We start from the raw sequence: 19197 nt of genomic DNA, 5'->3' as shown, positions 1-19197 counted from the left end.
CATGGAAACCAGCACCAGCACCAGCCCCGACAGCAACAGCGACAGCACCGCCGGGGACACCGACGCCGGCCGCGCCCCCGGTCCGACCCGGCGGACCCTGCTGGGCACCGCCGGGGCCGGCCTGGTGGTCGGGGTCGGGGCCGGGGTCGCGACGGCCCTGGCCGTGGAACGGCGCGACCGGAGCCCGGCAGCGCCGGCGACCGGAACGGGCCCCGGTCTGGGGCTCGCCGCGGTGGGATTCCACGGCGAGCACCAGGCCGGGATCCTCGAACCCCAGCAGGCCCGGGTCCAGCTGGCCGCCTTCGACCTGTCCGGCGGGGTCGGCCGGGACGGCGTGCGGGCACTGCTCCGGCGCTGGTCGCGCACCGCCGCCCGGATGGCGGCGGGCGAGCCGGCCGACGAGTTCGAGAACCAGATCGCCCTGGACGCCGGTCCCTGTTCGCTCACCGTCACCTTCGGCTTCGGTGCCTCGCTGTTCGACCGGACCGGGCTGGCCGACCGGCGCCCGGCCGGGCTGGAGCCGCTGCCCGCCTTCCCGGCCGACGCGCTGGACCCGGCCCGCGGCGACGGCGACCTGTTCGTGCAGATCGGCGCCGACGACGCGCTGGTCGCGGTGCACGCGCTGCGGGTGCTCCAGCGCCAGGCGGCCGGCACCGCCGCACTGCGCTGGCAGATGTCCGGCTTCGCCCGGACGCCCGGTGCCACCCGCAGCCCCATGACCGGACGCAATCTGATGGGCCAGGTCGACGGGACAAACAACCCCCGGCCGGACGAGGACGGCTTCGCGGCCAAGGTGTTCGTCGCCGCCGGGGGCGATCAGCCGGCCTGGCTGGCGGGCGGCTCGTTCCTGGTGTTCCGGCGGATCCGGATGCTGCTGGACAACTGGGAGGCGCTGCCGGTGGAGCGCCAGGAGCGGGTGATCGGACGGCGCAAGTCGGACGGCGCACCGCTCGGGGCGGCCGCCGACGCGGGCGAGCGCACGCCGGTGGACCTCGCCGCGCAGGCGGCGGACGGGTCGCTGGCCGTGCCCGCGGACGCGCACATCCGGGTCGCGGCGCCGGCCGCCAACGGCGGGGCGGCCATGCTGCGGCGCGGGTTCTCGTACCACGACGGGCTGCTGGCCGACGGGTCGCCGGACGCCGGGCTGCTCTTCCTGGCCTTCCAGTCCGACCCGCGCAAGGGGTTCACCCCGGTGCAGCGCAAGCTGGCCCGGGGCGACGGGCTGTCCCGCTTCCTGCGGCACGAGGCGAGCGGGCTGTACGCCGTCCCGCCGGGGGTGTCGCCGGACGGGTACGTCGGGCAGTCCCTGTTCGACTGACCTGCCCGGACCCGACCGGCCCGGCCCCGGCCCGCCCGGACCCGGCCCGCCCGGACGGCCGGTGCACGGCGGGCCGGACGGTCCGCCTGCCACGGGTGGTCCGGTCCGCCGTCCACGGATCGTCCGCGGTCCTCCCACGGAGCGGAACGCGATCGTGGGCGGCGCCGGGAGTGGCTAAGGTGGCTTCTTTCGGCGGTCCGCCGAACTCCCGTCGGTCCCGTTCCCCTTGGAGGCGTCATGTCGGCCACCCGCTACACGTACCTCGGGCCGGCCGGGACCTTTACCGAGGCGGCCCTGCGCACCCTGCCGGAGGCGGCGACCCGGGAGCTGGTGCCGATGTCCTCGGTCCAGCTGGTGCTGGACGCGGTGCGGGGCGGCGAGGCCTCGGGCGCGTTCGTGCCGATCGAGAACTCGGTCGAGGGCGCCGTCACGGCCACCAACGACGAACTCGCCTCCGGCGTCCCGCTGATGATCTACCGCGAGGTGCTGCTCCCGATCACCTTCGCGCTGCTGGTGCGGCCGGGCACCGGGCTGGCGGACGTCAAGACCGTCACCAGCCACCCGGTGGCGCAGGCCCAGGTCCGCCGCTGGCTCACCGCCAACCTCCCGGACGCGCACTGGGAGTCGGCCGCCTCGAACGCCGACGGCGCCCGGCTGGTCGCCGAGGGCCGGTACGACGGCGCGTTCGCGGGCGAGTTCGCGGCCCCGATCTACGGGCTGGACCCGCTGGTCAAGGACATCGTGGACGTGCAGAGCGCGACCACCCGGTTCGTCCTGGTGGGCCGACCGGGGCGGGTGTCCTCGCCGACCGGGGCGGACAAGACCTCGATGGTGGCCTGGCTGCCGGACGACCACCCGGGCGCCCTGCTGGAGCTGCTCCAGGAGTTCGCGGTGCGCGGGGTCAACCTGATGCGGATCGAGTCCCGCCCGACCGGGGAGGGGCTCGGCAACTACTGCTTCCTGATCGACTGCGAGGGCCACCTCAGCGACCGCCGGGTCGGCGAGGCGCTGATGGGCCTCAAGCGGATCTGCCCGCAGGTGCGGTTCCTCGGCTCCTATCCGCGCGCCGACCGGCAGGTGTCCGGGCACCAGCGGCCCGGCACCTCGGACGCCGATTTCGGCGCGGCCGCGGACTGGCTCTCCCGTTGCCTCGACGGGCGCGGGGACGTCTGACAGCGGCGCGAGGATTCGAGGACATCCGGGCGACATTCGCCGTCCACATGTCCTTTTCGAACCGTTTTCTGCACCGCCGGGCGGTCGTCCACAGGGCGGCCGCCCCGGCCCCCGGCTTGTCCACAGGGGCATCCACTGTCCACAGGTCCGAGTTATCCACAGGCTTGGGGACGAGTCGACAAACCGGTATAGCCACTGCACACATCGGTCGGATCATCGGTTTGCGTCGCAGAGATGACTAATCGGACCAGAGTCACCCGGGTGTCGGCAAATCACCCGTCCGAGTGCTTCAATTCCCTCACTCGGGAAGGTCAAATAAGGTTTCAAACCTGAATTCCCTGGTTGGTTCCGCAGTCCACCGGCACCGACCGACGATCCACAGCCCCGGCCCCGAGCCTGTGGATAACCGGGCCACGGACGGTTTCCCACAAGAGTTATCCACAGGCTGGGGGGAGTTATCCCCAGGGGAAAACCGGTACCGGTGGACGGGCCCCCGCCCGGTAGGCTTGGGCGCGTGATTGACCTTCGCCTGCTCCGTGAGGACCCTGACCGAGTGCGCGCCTCGCAGCGCGTCCGTGGCGAGGACGTCGACCTGGTCGACGCCCTCCTCTCCGCCGACGAACGCCGCCGGTCCTCGGGCACGCGCTTCGACGAACTCCGCGCCGAGCAGAGGTCGCTCGGCAAGCTCGTCGCCAAGGCCCAGGGGGAGGAGAAGGCCGCCCTGCTCCAGCGCACCAAGGAGCTGGCCGCCGAGGTCAAGGCCGCCGACGCCGAACAGAGCGAGGCCAAGAACGAGGCCGAGCGCCTGCTCCGCTCGCTGGCGAACCTCATCGACCCGGCCGCCCCGGTCGGCGGCGAGGAGGACTTCGTCACGCTGGAGGAGATCGGCACCCCGCGCGACTTCGCCGCCGAGGGCTTCGAGCCCCGCGACCACGTCGAGCTGGGCCAGCTGCTGGGCGCGATCGACACCGAGCGCGGCGCCAAGGTCGCCGGTGCCCGGTCCTACTACCTGACCGGTGTCGGCGCGCTGCTGGAGCTCGCCCTGGTCAACATGGCGATCGCCCAGGCCACCGCCGCCGGCTTCGTGCCGATGATCACCCCGGCCCTGGTCCGCGCCGCCGCCATGGACGGCACCGGCTTCCTCGGCCAGGCCGCCGAGAACGTGTACTACCTGGAGGACGACGAGCGCTACCTCGTCGGCACCAGCGAGGTCCCGCTCGCGGCGTACCACATGGACGAGATCCTCGACGCCGACAAGCTGCCGCTGCGCTACGCCGGTTACTCGTCCTGCTTCCGCCGCGAGGCCGGCACCTACGGCAAGGACACCCGCGGCATCATCCGCGTCCACCAGTTCGAGAAGGTGGAGATGTTCGTCTTCACCACCCCCGAGGACGCCGAGAACGAGCACCGCCGCCTGCTCCAGTGGGAGAAGGACTTCCTCAACGCGCTCGAACTGCCCTACCGGGTCATCGACGTCGCCTCCGGCGACCTCGGCGCCTCGGCCGCGCGCAAGTTCGACATCGAGGCCTGGGTCCCCACCCAGGGCAAGTACCGCGAGGTCACCTCGACCTCGAACACCACCGAGTACCAGGCCCGCCGCCTCTCCATCCGGATGCGCGAGGACGGCAAGACCCGCCCGCTGGCCACGCTGAACGGCACCCTGGTCGCCGTCCCGCGCACCATCGTGGCGATCCTGGAGAACCACCAGCAGCCCGACGGCTCGGTCGTGGTCCCCGAGGCGCTCCGCCCCTACCTCGGCGGTCGCACCGTGCTGGAGCCGGTCAAGTAGCACCGGCCCCGCCGGTCCGCAGTGAAGAAGCAACTCCCGGGAGACGCACGGCCCATGAGCACCACCAGCCCCAGCCCCGTCTCCCCCTCGGACGGTGGCGGCCTGCCCTTCAAGCTGGTCGCCACCGACCTCGACGGCACGCTGCTGAACAGCGCCGAGACCGTCACCGCACGCACCCGCGCCGCACTGGCCACGGCCACCGCGGCCGGGGCGCTGCACATCATCGTCACCGGCCGCTCGGCCACCTGGGCCCGCCCGGTCTTCGACGAGATCGGCTACCGCGGCATAGCGGTCTGCGGCCAGGGCGCCCAGGTCTACGACGCCGGTGCGCACAAGCTGCTCACCTCGCTCACCCTGGACCGCCGGGTGGCGGCGCTCGCGATCGAGAAGATCGAGGCCGAGGTCGGCCCGCTGGCGATCGCCGCCAACCAGGACGGCCTGGACGGCGACGTGCTGGCCGGCCCCGGCTACCGGCTGCAGATCGGCTCCGAGCTGCCGGTCGTCGAGGTCCCGCCGTCCGAGCTGCTCGCCTCGCCGATCAGCAAGCTGTACATACAGCACCACGAACTCGACGACGACGCGCTCGCAGAGGCCGCCCGCAACGCGGCCGGCGACCTGGTCGGCGTGGTGATGGCCGGCGCCGGTGTGGTCGAACTGCTGCCGCTCGGCCTCTCCAAGGCCACCGGGCTGGCGGTCGCCGCCCGTCGGCTCGGGGTGACGGCGGCCGACACCGTCGCCTTCGGCGACATGCCCAACGACGTGCCGATGTTCGGCTGGGCCCGGCACGGTGTGGCGATGGCCAACGCGCACCGGGAGCTGCTCGCGGTGGCCGACGAGGTCACCCTGAGCAATGACGAGGACGGCGTCGCCGCCGTGCTGGAGCGCCTCTTCCCGGCGCTCTGATCCCGGCGCTCTGATCCCCGGCCCTGCGACCCGGCCCTCCGACCCCGACCTCTCCGATCCGGGCCCGCCGCCCACGGCGCTCCGCCGAACCCAGGCGCTCCGCCCGACCGGTCCGGCCCGACCCGGACTCCCCGCGACCCCGGTGCCGCAACCGCACCGGGGTCGCGGCACGTCCGCCGCACGCCGGAGTGAACCCGCCCGCGCCGCCCGCCGGTTCAGCCGTTGGAGTGACCGTGCGGCGGAGCGCTGCGGCGAACGCCCGGGTCGGCGGGGGTGCGGCCGGGTTCGGCGGCCGGGCGGCGGCGGAAGAGTTTGTATGCTCCCAGGGTTGCCCGCTTCGGTCACTGAGAGGTGCGCGCCATGTCAGTCCAGTGGGACGGGAGCCCGCCGGATCCGGCGGGGCGCGCCGACGGCGGCGTCCGGACCGACGACGCGGTCCGGCCCGAGGACGGCCCCGGACGGTTCCCGGCGCCGCGCCCCGGCGGCCGGGCCGAGGCCCGCAGGGCCGCCCGCGACCGCGTCGTCCCGGTCCGCCCCGGTCGCGGCGGCACCACCGAGAGCAGTCGGACGGCCGCCCGGGCCGGACGCCGGGAGACCCCCAGGGAGCCCCGCCCCGACGCCCGGGGCGGGAGCGGCGGGAGCGGGCAGCGGACCGCCCGGAGCTCCGGACGGAACGGCCGGAGCGGCGCCCGGCGGCTGATCGCCTGGTCCGTGGCCGGGGTGCTGGTGGTGCTGGCCGGCGCCGGCGGCGCGGTGTACTACAAGCTGAACGGCAATCTCCGGTCCTTCGACGCGGATGCCATCTCCCCCGACCGCCCGCCCGAATCGGCCGCCGACGCGCACGGCCACCGGCCCGTCAACCTGCTGCTGATCGGCTCCGATTCACGCGCCGGGAAGAACAGCGACCTGGGCGGCGGCGACGAGACCGGCGCCCGTTCGGACACCACGATCCTGCTGCACGTGTACGCGGACCACCGGCACGCGGTCGGCATCTCGATCCCGCGCGACGCCCTGGTGACCGTGCCCCGGTGCAAGCTGCCGAACGGCAAGTGGACCCGGGAGCAGCCCGGACAGATGTTCAACTCGGCTTTCTCGGTGGGCAATTCCGAGACCGGGAACCCGGCCTGCACACTCAACACCGTGGAGCGGCTCACCGGCATCCGGGTGGACCACACGATCGAGGTCAACTTCGAGGGCTTCGCCGCGATGACCGGGGCCGTCGGCGGGGTCGACGTCTGCCTGCCGAACGACATCCACGAGGGGAACATCAACCCCAATCTGGGCCGCAAGGGCAAGGTGGTGCTCGCCAAGGGCCGCCAGCGGGTCTCCGGCCAGCAGGCCCTGGACTACGTGCGACTGCGGCACGGCATCGGCGACGACTCGGACGTCGGCCGGATGAAGCGTCAGCAGGCCTTCCTGGCCTCCCTGCTGGCGAAGATCAAGAGCAAGGGTCTGAGCCCCGGCACGCTGCTGCCGCTGGCCGACGCCGCGACCCGTTCGATGACCGTCGACCCCGGCCTCGACTCGGCCGCCAAACTGGTGGACTTCGCGCTGACCCTGAAGGGCATCGACCTGCACGAGGTCAAGTTCCTCACCACGCCCTGGCGTTACTCGGGCGCCCGGATCGATCTGGTGCACCCGGCGGTCGACACCCTGTGGCGGACCCTGCAGGCCGACCGGACCATCGACGGCCAGGACGCCACCGGCCGGCAGGAGGCCGCGGGCGAGCCGACGGCCGAGCCGGCGCCCACCCCCACGCCGAGCGCCGATCCCTCCCCGGCGGTCGGCGCCGACGGCACACCGATCCGGGTGACCGTCTACAACGCCACCAACGCCGCCGGCCTGGCCGCCCGGGCCGCCGAGACCCTGCGTGCGGCGCGGGTCACCGTCGCCGGGACGTCCAGCCGCGGCACCGCGCGGGCGACCACCACGGTCGAGTACGGCACCGGGCAGCGGGCCGCCGCGGAGAAGGTCGCCGCGCTGTTCCCGGGCGCCGCGGTGGCTCCGGGGCAGGCGGCGGGGATCAGCCTGCGGCTCGGCCGGGACTACGCGGCGGGCGGCACCCCCTCGCCGACCGCCACCGGCCCGGCGGGGAGCCCGGCCCCGCTGCCCACCGAGGTGGTCAGCGAGGCCAGGTCGGGCGACGACGACATCTGCAGCAACGTCTCCTACGGCTGACCGGTCCCGGAGCCGGGGCCGCGCCCGCAGGGGAACGGGCCCGCCCCGAGCCGGTCCCGCCCGGGGCCGGGGCCGTAAGGCCTCAGAGCGCGGCGCGGATCCAGCCGTCGACCAGCGCGGTGAGGTCCTCGTCCGCCTGGCCGTGGCCGACCACATGGGTGCGGATCACGTCCCCGCCGCCGCCGAACAGGCCGCCCCGGCGGTCGGCCTCCAGGACCACCTCGACCTTGTCCGGGGTGGTCACGAAGCTGACCTCCAGCGAGTTGCAGGAGTGCGCGTACTGCGGCGCCGCCGAGTACTCGATCTCCTGGTAGAACGGCAGGGTCTGCCCGGTGCCGCGGATGTGCCCGGCCTCCAGGTCCGCCGCGCGGAACCGGAAGCCCAGCTGGAGCAGCGTCTCCAGGATCCGGTGCTGCACCGGCAGCGGCTCGACCTCCAGCGGGTCCGAGTCGCCCTTGTCGAGCGCGCCCGCGATGTCGACCTCGGTGCGCACACCGAGCTGCATGCCGTGCAGGCGCTGCCCGGCGACGGTGGTGACCGGGGTCTCCCACGGCACCTGGACCGCGAACGGGATCGAGCGGTTCTCGCCCGGCGCCAGCTTCAGCGGCGCGGTGACCGAGAACCGGGCGAACGGGTACAGGCCGGTGCTCTCGCCGTCCTCGTGCTCGATCTCCACCCGGGCGACCAGGGTCAGCGTGATCCCCCGGATGTCCGCCTCCACCGTCCCCCCGGTCAGCTCGACCGTGCCGGCCATCGTCCCGCCGGGCCGCACGACCGGCGTGCTCAGGACGGTGTCGACACCGGGACCGCCGACGCCCAGGGCACCGAGCAGCTTCTTGAACACCATGCGGACGTTCTCCTCGCATCAGGGGGTGTGGACCGGGCCCGTCCTTCCGGATCCTTCCGGGGCGGTCCGGAGCGCCGGTCGTCCGGAGGAACGCCAGGCCGCCCCGGACGGTTCCCGGGCTGTTCACCCCCAGTTGTAGGATGACCGGGCAAGCAGTTGTAGGATGACCGACGACCGAGCCTCGAGTCACCGGGAGGAGCCCGCCATGACCAGCGCGCACAGCGGCAACGACACGCTGCAGACCGCCGGGCGGCGCTCCCTGGTGGACACCGCGATCGACCAGCTGCGGGAGCAGCTGAGCAGCGGCGTCTGGCCGGTCGGTTCGCGGATCCCGACCGAGCACGAGCTCGCCGAACGCCTCGGGATCGGACGGAACACCGTCCGCGAGGCGATCCGGGTGCTGGTGCACGCGGGGATGCTGGTCTCCCGGCAGGGCGAGGGCACCTTCGTCCGCTCCACCAGCGACCCGGCCGCCGTACTGCGCGGGGTGCAGCGCTCCGGCGTGCGGGACGTCCTGGAGGTCCGGGCCGCGCTGGAGGCCGAGGCCGCCCGGCTGGCGGCGCTGCGGCACACCCCCGAGGACATCGTCCGGATGCGGGCCGCGCTGGCGCGCGAGGCCGAGGTGATCGCCTCGCACCCCGAGCGGGCCGGCCGCGAGGCCACCGTCGAGCACGACCTGGAGTTCCACACCGCCGTCGTCGAGGCCGCGCACAACCCGGCACTGACCGAGGTGTACCGCTACTTCGGCGCCTCGGTGCGCGAGTCGATGCGGACGGCGTTCGGCGACCACGACATGCCCGAGGTGGTCGTGGCGACCCACGCGGCCCTGGTCGACGCGATCGAGAGCGGCGACCCGGACCGGGCCGAGCGGGCCTGTCGCGAGCTGCTCGCCGAACCCACCGCGGCCGTCGAGCAGCTCCTCGCCGCCATCGCCGCCCGGAAGTGAGCGGGCCGAAGGCCCCCCTTCCGTTCCGTCCGCCTGCCCGGACGTTCTCCGAATCCCACGAAAGAGCAGCACCACCCATGGCCGTCACCCGTGCCCAGCAGCCGGTTGTCACCACCGCCGTCCCGTTCCCCGTCCGCTCCCGGCTCGCGCACCCCGCGCTGCTGCTGACCGGCATCCTGCTGGTCGCCCTGAACATGCGCGCCTGCCTGGCGGCGGTGTCGCCGATGGTGGGCGAGATCCAGCGCTCCTTCGGGCTCTCCGCCACCGCGAGCGGGCTGATCACCACCGTGCCGGTGCTCTTCCAGGGCGTCGGCGCGCCGCTCACCCCCCGGCTGACCCGGCGCTTCGGCACCGAGCGGGTGGTGCTGGGCGCGGTGCTGGTGCTCGGCGCCGGGGTGCTGCTGCGGGTGCTGCCCTCGGTGGCGGCGCTGTACGCCGGGTGCGTGGTGATCGGGGTCGCGATCGCCGTGCTGAACGTCTCGATGCCCGGCCTGGTCAAGCGCGAGTTCCCGGACCGGGCCGCCGCGATGACCGGCGTCTACTCGACCACCATGCTGGTCGGCGCCACCATGGCGGCCGGTCTGTCGGTGCCGCTGGAGCACGCGCTCGGCGGCGGCTGGCAGGCCTCGCTCGGTGCCTGGTCGCTGCTCGCGCTGGTCGCGGCGGTGGCCTGGCTGCCGCAGGTGCTGCGGGCCCGGGCCGCCCGGGACGGCGCCGGTGCCACGGCCTCCGGTGTCACCGCCTCCGGTGCCTCCGCCGCGCCGGCCGCCCCGGTCCGGCCGATCCGGGGGATCTGGCGCTCGCCGCTGGCCTGGCAGATCAGCCTGTTCATGGGCATCTCGTCGCTGCTGGTCTACACGCTGGTCGCGTGGATGCCGACCATCCTGGCCGACCACGGGATGGACCGCGGCGAGGCCGGCCTGGTCTTCGCCTTCTCCAACCTGGTCCAGGTGGCCGGCGCCTTCCTGGTGCCGCTGCTCGCCGGGCGGATGACCAACCAGCGGGCGCTCGCCGTCTCGATGGCCCTGCTCAACGCGGTCGGCATCGCCGTCCTGCTGATCGCCCCGGTGCCCGGTGCCTGGGTGGCGGCCGTCATCCTCGGTGTCGCCCAGGGCGGTTCGCTCGGCCTCGGCCTCGCCTTCATCGTGCTGCGGACCGACAGCGCCGCTGGCGCCGCCCAGCTGGGCGGGATGTCGCAGGCGGTCGGCTATCTGGTCGCGGCGGCCGGACCGGTCGGGGCCGGGGCGCTGCGCCAGGCGACCGGCGGCTGGACCACGCCGCTGGCGCTGATGCTGGTCCTGGTCAGCGTGGTCGCCGTCGCGGGCTGGGGCGCCGGGCGCGACCGCACGCTCTGACGGGCACGGCCCGCACGGCTCGGTGAGCCGTGCGGGCCGTGTCGGTCGTGCGGGCCGTGCCGTCCTCGCGGTCCGGGACGCGTCCTACTCCTCCGAGGCCAGGGTGAGCCCGGCCAGCTTCACCGAGGCGAGCACGGTCGCCGCCACCGCGACCACCACCAGCAGCACCACGGCCGCGCCGAGCGAGACCACCGAGGTGATCGAGCCCTCGGCCGCCACCGACTCGGCCACCGCCATCCCCCACTGCTGGATGCTCAGCTTGCGGGCGCCCTCGACGAAGTTGCCGATCACCGCCTCCCACACCAGCGCGTACGCCAGCCCGGCCACCACCGCGTGCCGGGTCACCACGCCGAGCAGCAGGAACAGCGCGCTGTAGGCGGCGCCGGCGACCATCGCGGCGACCGTGTAGGCGAGCGCCAGGCCCTCCTTGGTGCCGTACATCAGCAGCCCGGACAGCAGCATCGGCACCGCCGAGAAGGCCCAGGTGATGCCGATCGCCACGGTCAGCTTGGTGGTGACGATCTTCCACCGCGGCAGCGGCTTGGCGAGCAGGTAGACGATCGAGCCGTCGTCGATCTCGGTGGCGATGGCACCGGTGCCGACGACCAGTCCGAGGATCGGCAGCAGGGTCCCCAGACCGAGCTTGCCGAGGATGTCGACGACCAGGTCGTGGTGGTTGCCGCTGGACGCGGCGGCGAACGCCGAGACGAGCAGCAGCAGGACGGGGACCACCAGCAGCAGCAGGCCGCGGCGGCGGCCGAGCAGGCCTCGCAGCGTCAGCCTGGCGACGGTCGGGTTCATGGTGGGTCGGCCTTCCTGGGGTTCCTGGTCCTGGTGAGGGGTGCCGGTCGGCGGTCGATGGCCCTCGCGGGGCCGGTGCCGGGACTACGCGGAGACGAGGTAGGAGAACACGCTCTCCAGCGACTCGTCCGCCGGGGCCACGGTGTACAGCCGGATCCCGGCCCGCTGGGCGACCTGCGGCAGCAGGGTGGTGAAGCCCTGGAAGTTCACCGCCTGGATCCGCAGTGCCTTCTCCTGCCAGTCCAGCTCGATGCCGGCCGTGGACGGGTCCGCGATCAGCGCCGACGCGAGCTTCCGGTCGTCGCTGGAGCGGACCAGGTAGCGGTGCGGGCGGTCGGTCATCAGCCGGCGGATCCTGCGGAAGTCCCCGGAGGCCGCGTGCCGGCCGGCCACCACCACCTCGATGTGCCGGGCCAGCTGTTCGACCTCCTCCAGGATGTGCGAGGAGAACAGCACCGTCCGGCCGTCCTCGCCGAACCGCCGCAGCAGGTCCATCAGCTGGAGCCGCTGGCGCGGGTCCATGCCGTTGAACGGCTCGTCGAGCAGCAGCACCGCCGGGTCGTGGACCAGCGCCGAGGCCATCTTGACCCGCTGCTTCATGCCCTTGGAGTAGGTGCCGGTACGGCGCTCCTGGGCGTACTCCATCTCCACCAGCGCGAGCGCCTTACGGGCGGCGGCGCCCGGGTGGGGCAGGCCGTGCAGCTCGGCGTTGGCGAGCACGAACTCCCAGCCGGTCAGGTAGTCGTACATCGACTCCCGCTCGGGGACCAGGCCGATCTGCCGGTACACCTCCTGGTTGCGCCAGATCGGCGCGCCGTCCAGGGTGACCGTGCCGGTGGACGGTGCCAGGAAACCGCTCATCATGTGGATGAGGGTCGACTTCCCGGCGCCGTTCGGACCGAGCAGGCCCGTGATGCCGGGCCCGATCGCCATGCTGACGTCGTTGACGGCGACCACGTTCCCGAACCAGCGGGAGACCTTGTCGATGGTGATGGTGGCCATGACGCCCTCTCTCAAATGCTCCGGTAGCGGCGCAGCAGCAGCCGGTACGAGCCGGCCACCATCGCGACGGCGACCAGGGTGAACACCAACAGACCGAGCCCGCCCGGCGCGTGCATCCGCTCCGGACCGGAGCCGAGGTCGAACAGCTCGTTGGTCAGGCTCTCCACCAGCCCGTCCGGCGACAGCAGCACGACCCACTGCGGGTAGGTCGGCAGCGGCTCGTCGAAGCCGACCGTCGTACTCGCCATCCCCACCACGACCCCGACCACCGCGGTGCTCACCGCCAGGTAGCCCATGATCGCGGCCACCCCGAAGCCCCGCCGCGGTGTGGTGGCGGCGATCACCACGGCGACCGAGGTCGGCACCAGGGCGTACAGCACGGCGGCCGTCAGACCGTAGAAGAAGTGCGCGGTCTGGTCCCCGAACTTCAGCCCGACCAGCAGCGAGCCGATGTAGAGCACCAGCAGCGGCGCGAGCATCAGCAGCAGCTGGGCGCAGGCCATCGCCCCGAACTTGGCCCGGACGTAGTCGGTGCGGGTGATCGGCCGGGAGAAGTACAGCGGCACGGTGTGGTGGCGCAGGTCCCGTGAGAACAGCACCGGCGCCTGCGAGGCGAGGAAGATCGAGACCACCAGCCCGATCGCGCTCAGGTACTGGGCGTAGTCCACCGGCAGCTTGTCGACCCCGGTCACCACGGCGACCGCGACGATGATCAGGGCCGGCACGGTGGCCACGCCCAGCACCAGCATCGGCAGCACCTTGGACTTGCCGGACCGTCCGAGGCCGTACGCGGCGCGCAGGCTCTGGGTGAAGAGCGAGCGGGCGGCGTAACCCCGGCCGAGCCGGGGCCCGGTGTAGCCGCGGTAGCCGATGTCGTGGATGACGCCGGCGTCGGCCGACCGGAACTCAGGAGGAAGCGACATCTGCGGTACTCCCCTCGTTCTCCGTCGTCCGGGTGCGGCCGGCGCCGTCGGCGCCCTCCGTCGTGCCCGTGCCCGTGCCCGTGTCCGTGTCCGTGCTCCCGGTGAACAGCTCCGCGACCCGGTGCCGCCGCTGCTCCAGCCGGACCAGACCGAGCCCGAGCCCCGCGACCGCGTCCCGGATGACGTCGTAGGTCTCGTCGCCCACCAGCCGGACCAGCAGGATCCGCGTCCCCTCCGTCTCCACCGACAGGCCCGCCGCCACCAGCCGCGTGCGCACCGCGGCGCTCGCGTCCAGGCCGTGGTCCTCCGGGTGGTCCGTCACCTCGACCGCCAGGGTGGCCGTCGCGCCGGTGAAGGAGGCGGTCGACGAGGAGCGCAGCAGCTTGCCGCCGTCGATGACCACCAGGTGGTCGCAGGTGCGCTCCAGCTCACCCAGCAGGTGGGTGGTGACCAGCACCGAGATGCCGAAGTCGCTGTACACCCGGCGGATCAGCGCCAGCATGTCGTCCCGGCCGACCGGGTCCAGACCGTTGGTGGGCTCGTCCAGCAGCACCAGCTTCGGGTCGTGCACCAGCGCCTGCGCCAGCTTCACCCGCTGCTTCATACCGGTCGAGTAGCCGCCCATCGGACGGTACCGCTCCTCGTACAGGCCGACGTGCCGCAGCGTGTCCGCCGTCCGCTCCCGGGCGGCGGCGGCCGGCAGCCCGGCCATCCGCGCCATGTGGACCACGAACTCGGTGGCCGAGACGTCCGGCGGCAGGCAGTCGTGCTCCGGCATGTAGCCGACCTGCTCGCGGATCTCCGACCCCTGGGTGGCGATGTCCAGCCCGAGCACCCGCCCGGTCCCGGAGGTCGCCGGCGAGAGTCCGAGCAGGATCTTGATGAGTGTGGACTTGCCCGCGCCGTTCGCTCCCACCAGGCCGACCACCCCGGGCTCGACCTCAACGGTCAGCTGATCGAGGGCGGTCACCCGGGGGAACCTCTTGGTGAGGCCGTCCGTCTTGATGACAGTGGGCACGGGCCCAACGTAGTGGGCGCGCGGCTCCGTGACCATGAGCTGGGATGACGAGCCCGCATGCTGCTGGGGTATGACGCCGCCCCGCCCGTCCCCTAAGGGATCACGGCGCGGGCGGTCCCGGGACCGCCCGCGCACCGCACCCCTCAGCCCAGCTGGGCGAGACCCTCGGTGGCGATCCGCTCGAAGACGGCGAGGTCGTTGGCGAAGATCGAGTCGGGCACCGGCCAGTGCACCACCAGCTCGGTGATGCCCAGCTCCCGGTACGTCCCGGCCCAGTCCACGAAGGCGTCCAGCGACTGCAGCGGCTTCTCCGCCGTCGACCCCTGGAGCAGCAGCTTCTGCAGCTCGCCGACGTCCCGGCCCCTCTCCTCGCAGGCCGCCGTCAGCTTCGCGATCTGCTGCGCGACCACCCCGGGCGCCTGCTCCACCGGCACGTCCGCCGGGCCCTTCGGGTCCCCGTAGGTCACCCAGCCCTGCCCGTGCTCCGCCGCCAGCCGCAGCCCGCGCGGCCCGGTCGCCGCCACGTAGAACGGCACCCGCGGCGACTGCACGCAGCCCGGGACGTTCCGCGCCTCCACCGCCGAGTAGTACGTCCCCTCACGGGTCGTCGCCTCGCTGCGCAGCAGCTCGTCCAGCAGCGGCAGGAACTCGGCGAACCGGTCCGCCCGCTCCTTCGGCGACCAGGCCTCCTGCCCCATCGCCGTCGCGTCGTACCCCGTCCCACCGGCCCCGATGCCCAGCGTCAGCCGCCCGCCGGACACGTCGTCGAGGGTGATCAGGTCCTTCGCCAGCGTCACCGGATGCCGGAAGTTCGGCGAGGTCACCAGCGTCCCCAGCCGGATCCGCCCGGTCGCGGCGGCCGCCGCCGTCAGGGTGGGGACCGCCCCGAACCACGGCTCGTCCCGGAACGACCGCCACGACAGGTGGTCGTAGGTGTAGGCGGCGTGGAACCCGAGGTCCTCGGCCCGCCGCCAGATCTTCTGCCCCTCGCTCCACCGGTGGATGGGGAGGATCACCGTACTCAGACGCATGGCGTCGACCCTACGGGAGCCGTCGTCGGCCGGTGCCCCGCGACGTGACGGCTCGCCCTCACCGCCCCAGCCAGCTCAGCAGGGCCGTCGCCGCGAACACCGCGCCGGAGGCCAGGGCGACCGCGCGCGGGGTCAGCCGGCGGCGGCCTGCCGGGGGCCGGGGCTGCGGGGCCGGGGCCAGCAGCGCGTCCGCGAAGGCCCGGGCGGTCGGCGGCCGCTCCGCCGGGTCGACGGACATCGCGGCCCGCAGCAGCAGGGCGATGTGCGGCGGGAGTTCCGACCCGGCGGGGAGCTCCGGCAGTGTCGAGGCGGTCGGCGCGTCGGTCATCAGGGCCGTGGCGCGCCCGCCCGGGCCGAACGGCTTCTGACCGGTCAGCAGCTCGTAGGCCACGACGGCCAGCGCGTACACGTCGGCCCTGTTGTCGAACCCGCCGGTCTGGAAGGCTTGTTCCGGTGCCATGTACGCGGGCGTGCCGGTGGTCACCGTCAGCCCGGAGGCGTCGGCCAGCTGCTTGGCGCTGCCGAGATCCGCCACCAGCACCGCGCCGGGCGCGGGGTCGGTGGCGAGCAGCAGGTTGGACGGCTTGACGTCGCGGTGCACCACACCGGCCTCGTGCAGGACCTGGACCGCGTGGCCCGCCTCGGCGGCCAGCCGGAGCGCCTCCTGCGGGTCGCACTGCCCGACCCGGTCCGCCAGGGTGCCGCCGCGGACGAGGTCCATGACGAAGTAGGGCCGCTCCTCCTGCACCCCGACGTCGTGCACCCGGACCACGCGCGGGCTGGCGATCCGGCGCAGCAGCCGCGCCTCCGCCAGGAACCGCTCGCGCACGTCGGCGTTGGCGGCCCAGTTCTCGGCCAGCACCTTCACCGCGACCTCGGTGTCGAGCTCCGGGTCGTAGGCCTTCCAGACCGTGGCGAAGGAGCCGGCGCCGAGCCGCTCCAGGAGGAGGTAACGGCCGAGCTTGCGCATGTGGCAGCATTCTGCCGGAGTCGGGCGGAGCGCGGAACTCCCGTTCGGCGGGCGCGATGCCGGGCGTGGTGCCGGGCTGACGGAACGGGGGATCCGGATGTTCGAGGAAGGCGAGCTGGAACGGCTCGTGGCGGCTGCCCGGGCGGGGGATCCGGGGGCGACGGAGTACCTGTTGGCGAAGCTGCGGCCGGTGGTGCTGCGGCGCTGCTCGCGGTTCCTGCCCCACCACGCCGACGCGGAGGAGGCCGCGCAGGACGCGCTGCTGTCCATCAGCAAGCACCTGGGCGGGTACGACGGCCGGGGCTCCTTCCTGGGCTGGGTGACGGTGATCGCCTCGAACGCCGCCCGGTCCACCTACCGTTCGATGCGCCGGCGCGCCGAGGACAGCCACGCCGAGCTGCCCGAGTCGGTCGACCCGCGCACCACCAGCGTCATCGCCGGGACCAGGCTCGACGTGATGGAGGCGCTGGCGGCGCTGGAGCAGCAGCACCCCGCCCTGGTGGAGTCCTTCGTGCTGCGCGACCTCGGCGACCTGACCTACGCCCAGGTGGCCGAGGAGCTGGACACCCCGATGGGCACGGTCAAGGACCGGATCCAGAAGGCCCGCCGCTTCATGCGCGAGCGCCTGGTCACCGGTCCGTGAGCGGCGGTCCCGCGGCCCGCGGGCGCCGCGTCGCCGTCCGACCGCGGTCCGCCGTCGCCGCCCTGGTGGCGGCCGCCGTGCTCGGGCTGGCGACCGGCCGGTTCGTGCTGCCGGCGCCTCCCGGCGACGACGCGCACCCGGCGGGGCGGTCGGCTCCGGCGACGACGCCCGCCTCGGCCTCCACCTCGGCCTCCGCCTCGCCGACCGGTACGCCCGATGCTTCCGGTGCTCCCGGCGCTCCCGGGCCGGTGACGACCGCGAACCTGCTGGACCCCTTGGCGTTCCGCCCGGAGGTCGCCACCAGCCGGATCCACGTCACCGACCGGTACGGCGACGGGGACTACGCCAACCCCGCCTGCACCGGCGAGAAGACCCTCGTGCAGACCCTGGGCGGGCCCGGCGCCCACTTCCGCGGACTGATGACCAGCCCCCGCACCGACCCGAGCGACCCCACGTGGGCCGCCGACCTGGTCGACCAGGTCGCCCGCGAGGTCGCCGCCGAGGCCCCGAGCCCGTCCCTGGCGGAGGGCTTCGCCGAGCGCCTGCTGCAGGAGCAGGTGTCCTGCCAGCAGCAACCGCCCGGTCACTGGGTCTACGGAAGGACCACGACGGTGCGGTTCGCCCCGGACGTCACCGCGAGCTGGATGGGCCTTTTCGAGGGGCTCCTCAACACCACCGGCAGGGCGCCGGAGGTCGAGGAGCCCTGCGGCGGCGTCGCCGTCCTGCGCAGCGGCAGCCACTACGGGGTGCTGGACGTCCACGCCTGCCTGGGCACGGCCGCGATGGACCGTGTCGTCAGGACCGCTCTGTCACGGCTGTGAAACAGCCCGCCCGGGACTCCGACTTTCTCCTCCCGGGCGGCATCTCCCCGGTTGTACGAGGACGCAACGGGCGTCCCGACCAGCAGGGGGACCAGATGACCGAGAACCGCGCCGTCCAGCAGAAGTCCGTCCGCCGCAACCGGGTCGCCGCCGCGGCCTGCTTCGCCGCCGCACTGATCACGGTCGGCGTGGTCGGCACCCAGTCGGCCAACGCCGACGGGGCCGCCCAGCCGGCCGCGCAGCGCACCGCGGCCGCCGCCGGCCAGGCTCCCGCCGCCCACCCGGGCCCGGTCGCGAGCGCCGCGACCACCACCGCCCCCGCGACCGCCACCGCCGGGCTCGGCTCGGCCGGCCTCGTCCAGAGCGAGGACGCCGTCCGGCAGGGCCTGCACCCGGTCGGCGCGACCGTCGTACTGAGCGGCCGCCAGGCGCTGTCCGCCTGCTCCGGCGAGCAGACGATGCGCGACCTGACCAAGAGCGGAGCCACCGCCTACGCGTCCGTGGCCTGGACCCTCGACGCCGCCGGTCTGCTGAACGAGTCGGCCGCGAGCGCCCCCACCGCGGCCGCGGCCACCGCCTGGGAGCAGCAGCTCGTCGCACTGGTCGAGGACTGCCAGGACGAGCCGGCCGGCCACTGGCGCTACGGCGCGGCCCACACCCTGACCGCCGCCGGCGGCACCGCCCGCTGGTACCCGGCCTACAGCGGCGACGGCGTCCCCGGCGGCGGCGTCGCCGTCCTGCGCAGCGGCACCAGGGTCGCCGTCGTCGAGCTGGCCGGCCGGCCCGCCGGCACCCCGGCCGACGTGGAGGGCATCACCACGGCGGCACTGAAGCGCCTGGCCTCCTGAAGGACGGCCCGCTCCCGCCCGCGCCGGCGGGCGGGAGCGGGCCCACCACCGTCCGAAGCTCCGGAGAGACTCGGGCCGTTCGCCGCCTCGGCGTCGGCAGGACCGGAGTCACCAGCATCTCCCTGCGTGCGGAGACCTCCGCGGCGATCCGCGAGCGGGCGGGGACGCAAGGTGTCTCCTCGTCCATCGAGGAAGCCGTCCGGCGGCAGTTCCAGCGCGAGGCCGTCGACGAGTACATCGCGGCCGCCGAGGCCGAGCACGGACCGGTCGGCCCGGCCGAGGTGGCGGCGAGGGCCGACCGGGTCCGTGCGCACCACGCCGCCCTGGACCGCGGCCGTGACCTCGACCGCCCTGCGGTCCACCGCCTGCCGCCACGGCGACCGCCCGAGCCGGTGCGCGCCGGGGCTCGGGGGCGGCCCCGCGCTCAGGGGTGCGGGCCGGACCTCAGGGGTGCGGCCGTTGGGCGGGGAGCCGGAGGGGCTGGGCGGGGGCGGTGCGGCGGGCGAGCTCGGCGAGGGTGTCGAAGAGGATGTCGCCGATCAGGACCGGCTCGCGGGACGGCGGCGGGACGTCCTCGGGGTCGGTCGGGGGGCTCTCGTCTCGGACCTGGCGAGTTGGCATGGCTCTTCCT

The 19197-nt window shown here is 74.0% G+C and carries 18 protein-coding genes; 10 read left to right on the top strand and 8 right to left on the bottom strand.

Annotated features, from left to right (window positions below; all coding sequences use genetic code 11):
• The first annotated feature begins 1 nt into the window (after position 1).
• The 5 genes from efeB to BLU95_RS20390 all read left to right on the top strand — a co-directional run bounded on the left by efeB (position 2) and on the right by BLU95_RS20390 (position 7361).
• Positions 2 to 1318, top strand: coding sequence for an iron uptake transporter deferrochelatase/peroxidase subunit (efeB, locus tag BLU95_RS20410; protein ID WP_093861299.1), 1317 nt, complete (start codon positions 2 to 4; stop codon positions 1316 to 1318).
• 237 nt (positions 1319 to 1555) lie between these two features.
• Positions 1556 to 2491 carry a prephenate dehydratase gene (gene pheA / locus BLU95_RS20405; protein WP_093861298.1) on the top strand — a complete coding sequence of 312 codons (936 nt, stop codon included), beginning with the start codon at positions 1556 to 1558 and terminating at the stop codon, positions 2489 to 2491.
• A gap of 514 nt (positions 2492 to 3005) precedes the next feature.
• Positions 3006 to 4280 (top strand): serine--tRNA ligase, encoded by a 1275-nt coding sequence (gene serS, locus BLU95_RS20400; RefSeq protein ID WP_093861297.1) that lies wholly within the window; start codon positions 3006 to 3008, stop codon positions 4278 to 4280.
• A gap of 54 nt (positions 4281 to 4334) precedes the next feature.
• On the top strand, positions 4335 to 5183 hold the full coding sequence (locus BLU95_RS20395) for an HAD family hydrolase (protein WP_093861296.1): 849 nt from the start codon (positions 4335 to 4337) through the stop codon (positions 5181 to 5183).
• A 360-nt stretch (positions 5184 to 5543) separates the two neighbouring features.
• Positions 5544 to 7361: an LCP family protein gene (locus BLU95_RS20390; protein ID WP_093861295.1), complete on the top strand. Its 1818-nt coding sequence runs from the start codon at positions 5544 to 5546 to the stop codon at positions 7359 to 7361.
• Between the two features lie 82 nt (positions 7362 to 7443).
• Here BLU95_RS20390 and BLU95_RS20385 read toward each other — a convergent pair whose 3' ends face one another.
• Complete coding sequence (locus tag BLU95_RS20385) at positions 7444 to 8208, bottom strand: sporulation protein (protein WP_093861294.1); 765 nt, start codon at positions 8206 to 8208, stop codon at positions 7444 to 7446.
• Between the two features lie 205 nt (positions 8209 to 8413).
• Here BLU95_RS20385 and BLU95_RS20380 point away from each other — a divergent pair, with 205 nt between their 5' ends.
• Entirely contained in the window at positions 8414 to 9154 is a 741-nt protein-coding gene (locus BLU95_RS20380) for a FadR/GntR family transcriptional regulator (protein ID WP_093861293.1), read from the top strand.
• A gap of 77 nt (positions 9155 to 9231) precedes the next feature.
• On the top strand, positions 9232 to 10509 hold the full coding sequence (locus BLU95_RS20375) for a CynX/NimT family MFS transporter (RefSeq protein ID WP_093861292.1): 1278 nt from the start codon (positions 9232 to 9234) through the stop codon (positions 10507 to 10509).
• Between the two features lie 84 nt (positions 10510 to 10593).
• Here BLU95_RS20375 and BLU95_RS20370 read toward each other — a convergent pair whose 3' ends face one another.
• The 6 genes from BLU95_RS20370 to BLU95_RS20345 form a co-directional block, all read right to left on the bottom strand.
• Positions 10594 to 11310: an ABC transporter permease gene (locus BLU95_RS20370; RefSeq protein ID WP_093861291.1), complete on the bottom strand. Its 717-nt coding sequence runs from the start codon at positions 11308 to 11310 to the stop codon at positions 10594 to 10596.
• Positions 11311 to 11394: 84 nt separating this feature from the next.
• On the bottom strand, positions 11395 to 12312 hold the full coding sequence (locus BLU95_RS20365) for an ABC transporter ATP-binding protein (RefSeq protein ID WP_093861290.1): 918 nt from the start codon (positions 12310 to 12312) through the stop codon (positions 11395 to 11397).
• Between the two features lie 11 nt (positions 12313 to 12323).
• Positions 12324 to 13235 carry an ABC transporter permease subunit gene (locus BLU95_RS20360; protein WP_093861289.1) on the bottom strand — a complete coding sequence of 304 codons (912 nt, stop codon included), beginning with the start codon at positions 13233 to 13235 and terminating at the stop codon, positions 12324 to 12326.
• The gene (locus BLU95_RS20355) at positions 13219 to 14289 is read right to left on the bottom strand and encodes an ABC transporter ATP-binding protein (protein ID WP_093861288.1); all 1071 of its coding nucleotides are present in this window, start codon (positions 14287 to 14289) and stop codon (positions 13219 to 13221) included. Before BLU95_RS20355 ends, BLU95_RS20360 begins: the two co-directional genes overlap by 17 nt.
• 107 nt (positions 14290 to 14396) lie before the next feature.
• Positions 14397 to 15284 (bottom strand): LLM class flavin-dependent oxidoreductase, encoded by an 888-nt coding sequence (locus BLU95_RS20350; RefSeq protein ID WP_093861287.1) that lies wholly within the window; start codon positions 15282 to 15284, stop codon positions 14397 to 14399.
• Between the two features lie 58 nt (positions 15285 to 15342).
• On the bottom strand, positions 15343 to 16254 hold the full coding sequence (locus tag BLU95_RS20345) for a serine/threonine-protein kinase (RefSeq protein ID WP_093861286.1): 912 nt from the start codon (positions 16252 to 16254) through the stop codon (positions 15343 to 15345).
• A 97-nt stretch (positions 16255 to 16351) separates the two neighbouring features.
• On the opposite strand from BLU95_RS20345, the gene BLU95_RS20340 reads away from it, so the two are divergent.
• From BLU95_RS20340 to BLU95_RS20330, 3 genes are all read left to right on the top strand, one after another.
• Positions 16352 to 16897: an RNA polymerase sigma factor gene (locus BLU95_RS20340; protein ID WP_093861285.1), complete on the top strand. Its 546-nt coding sequence runs from the start codon at positions 16352 to 16354 to the stop codon at positions 16895 to 16897.
• Positions 16894 to 17718, top strand: coding sequence for a hypothetical protein (locus tag BLU95_RS20335; protein WP_093861284.1), 825 nt, complete (start codon positions 16894 to 16896; stop codon positions 17716 to 17718). The genes BLU95_RS20340 and BLU95_RS20335 overlap by 4 nt, the downstream gene beginning before the upstream one ends.
• 95 nt (positions 17719 to 17813) lie before the next feature.
• Positions 17814 to 18566: a hypothetical protein gene (locus tag BLU95_RS20330; protein WP_093861283.1), complete on the top strand. Its 753-nt coding sequence runs from the start codon at positions 17814 to 17816 to the stop codon at positions 18564 to 18566.
• A gap of 444 nt (positions 18567 to 19010) precedes the next feature.
• Here BLU95_RS20330 and BLU95_RS42380 read toward each other — a convergent pair whose 3' ends face one another.
• The gene (locus tag BLU95_RS42380; protein WP_159424953.1) at positions 19011 to 19187 is read right to left on the bottom strand and encodes a hypothetical protein; all 177 of its coding nucleotides are present in this window, start codon (positions 19185 to 19187) and stop codon (positions 19011 to 19013) included.
• Positions 19188 to 19197 lie beyond the last annotated feature (10 nt).

The organism is Streptomyces sp. TLI_053 (assembly GCF_900105395.1).
Classification (GTDB): domain Bacteria; phylum Actinomycetota; class Actinomycetes; order Streptomycetales; family Streptomycetaceae; genus Kitasatospora.
Note: the sequence above shows the minus strand (reverse complement) of the source record. Positions and strands in the feature narration are given on the sequence as shown.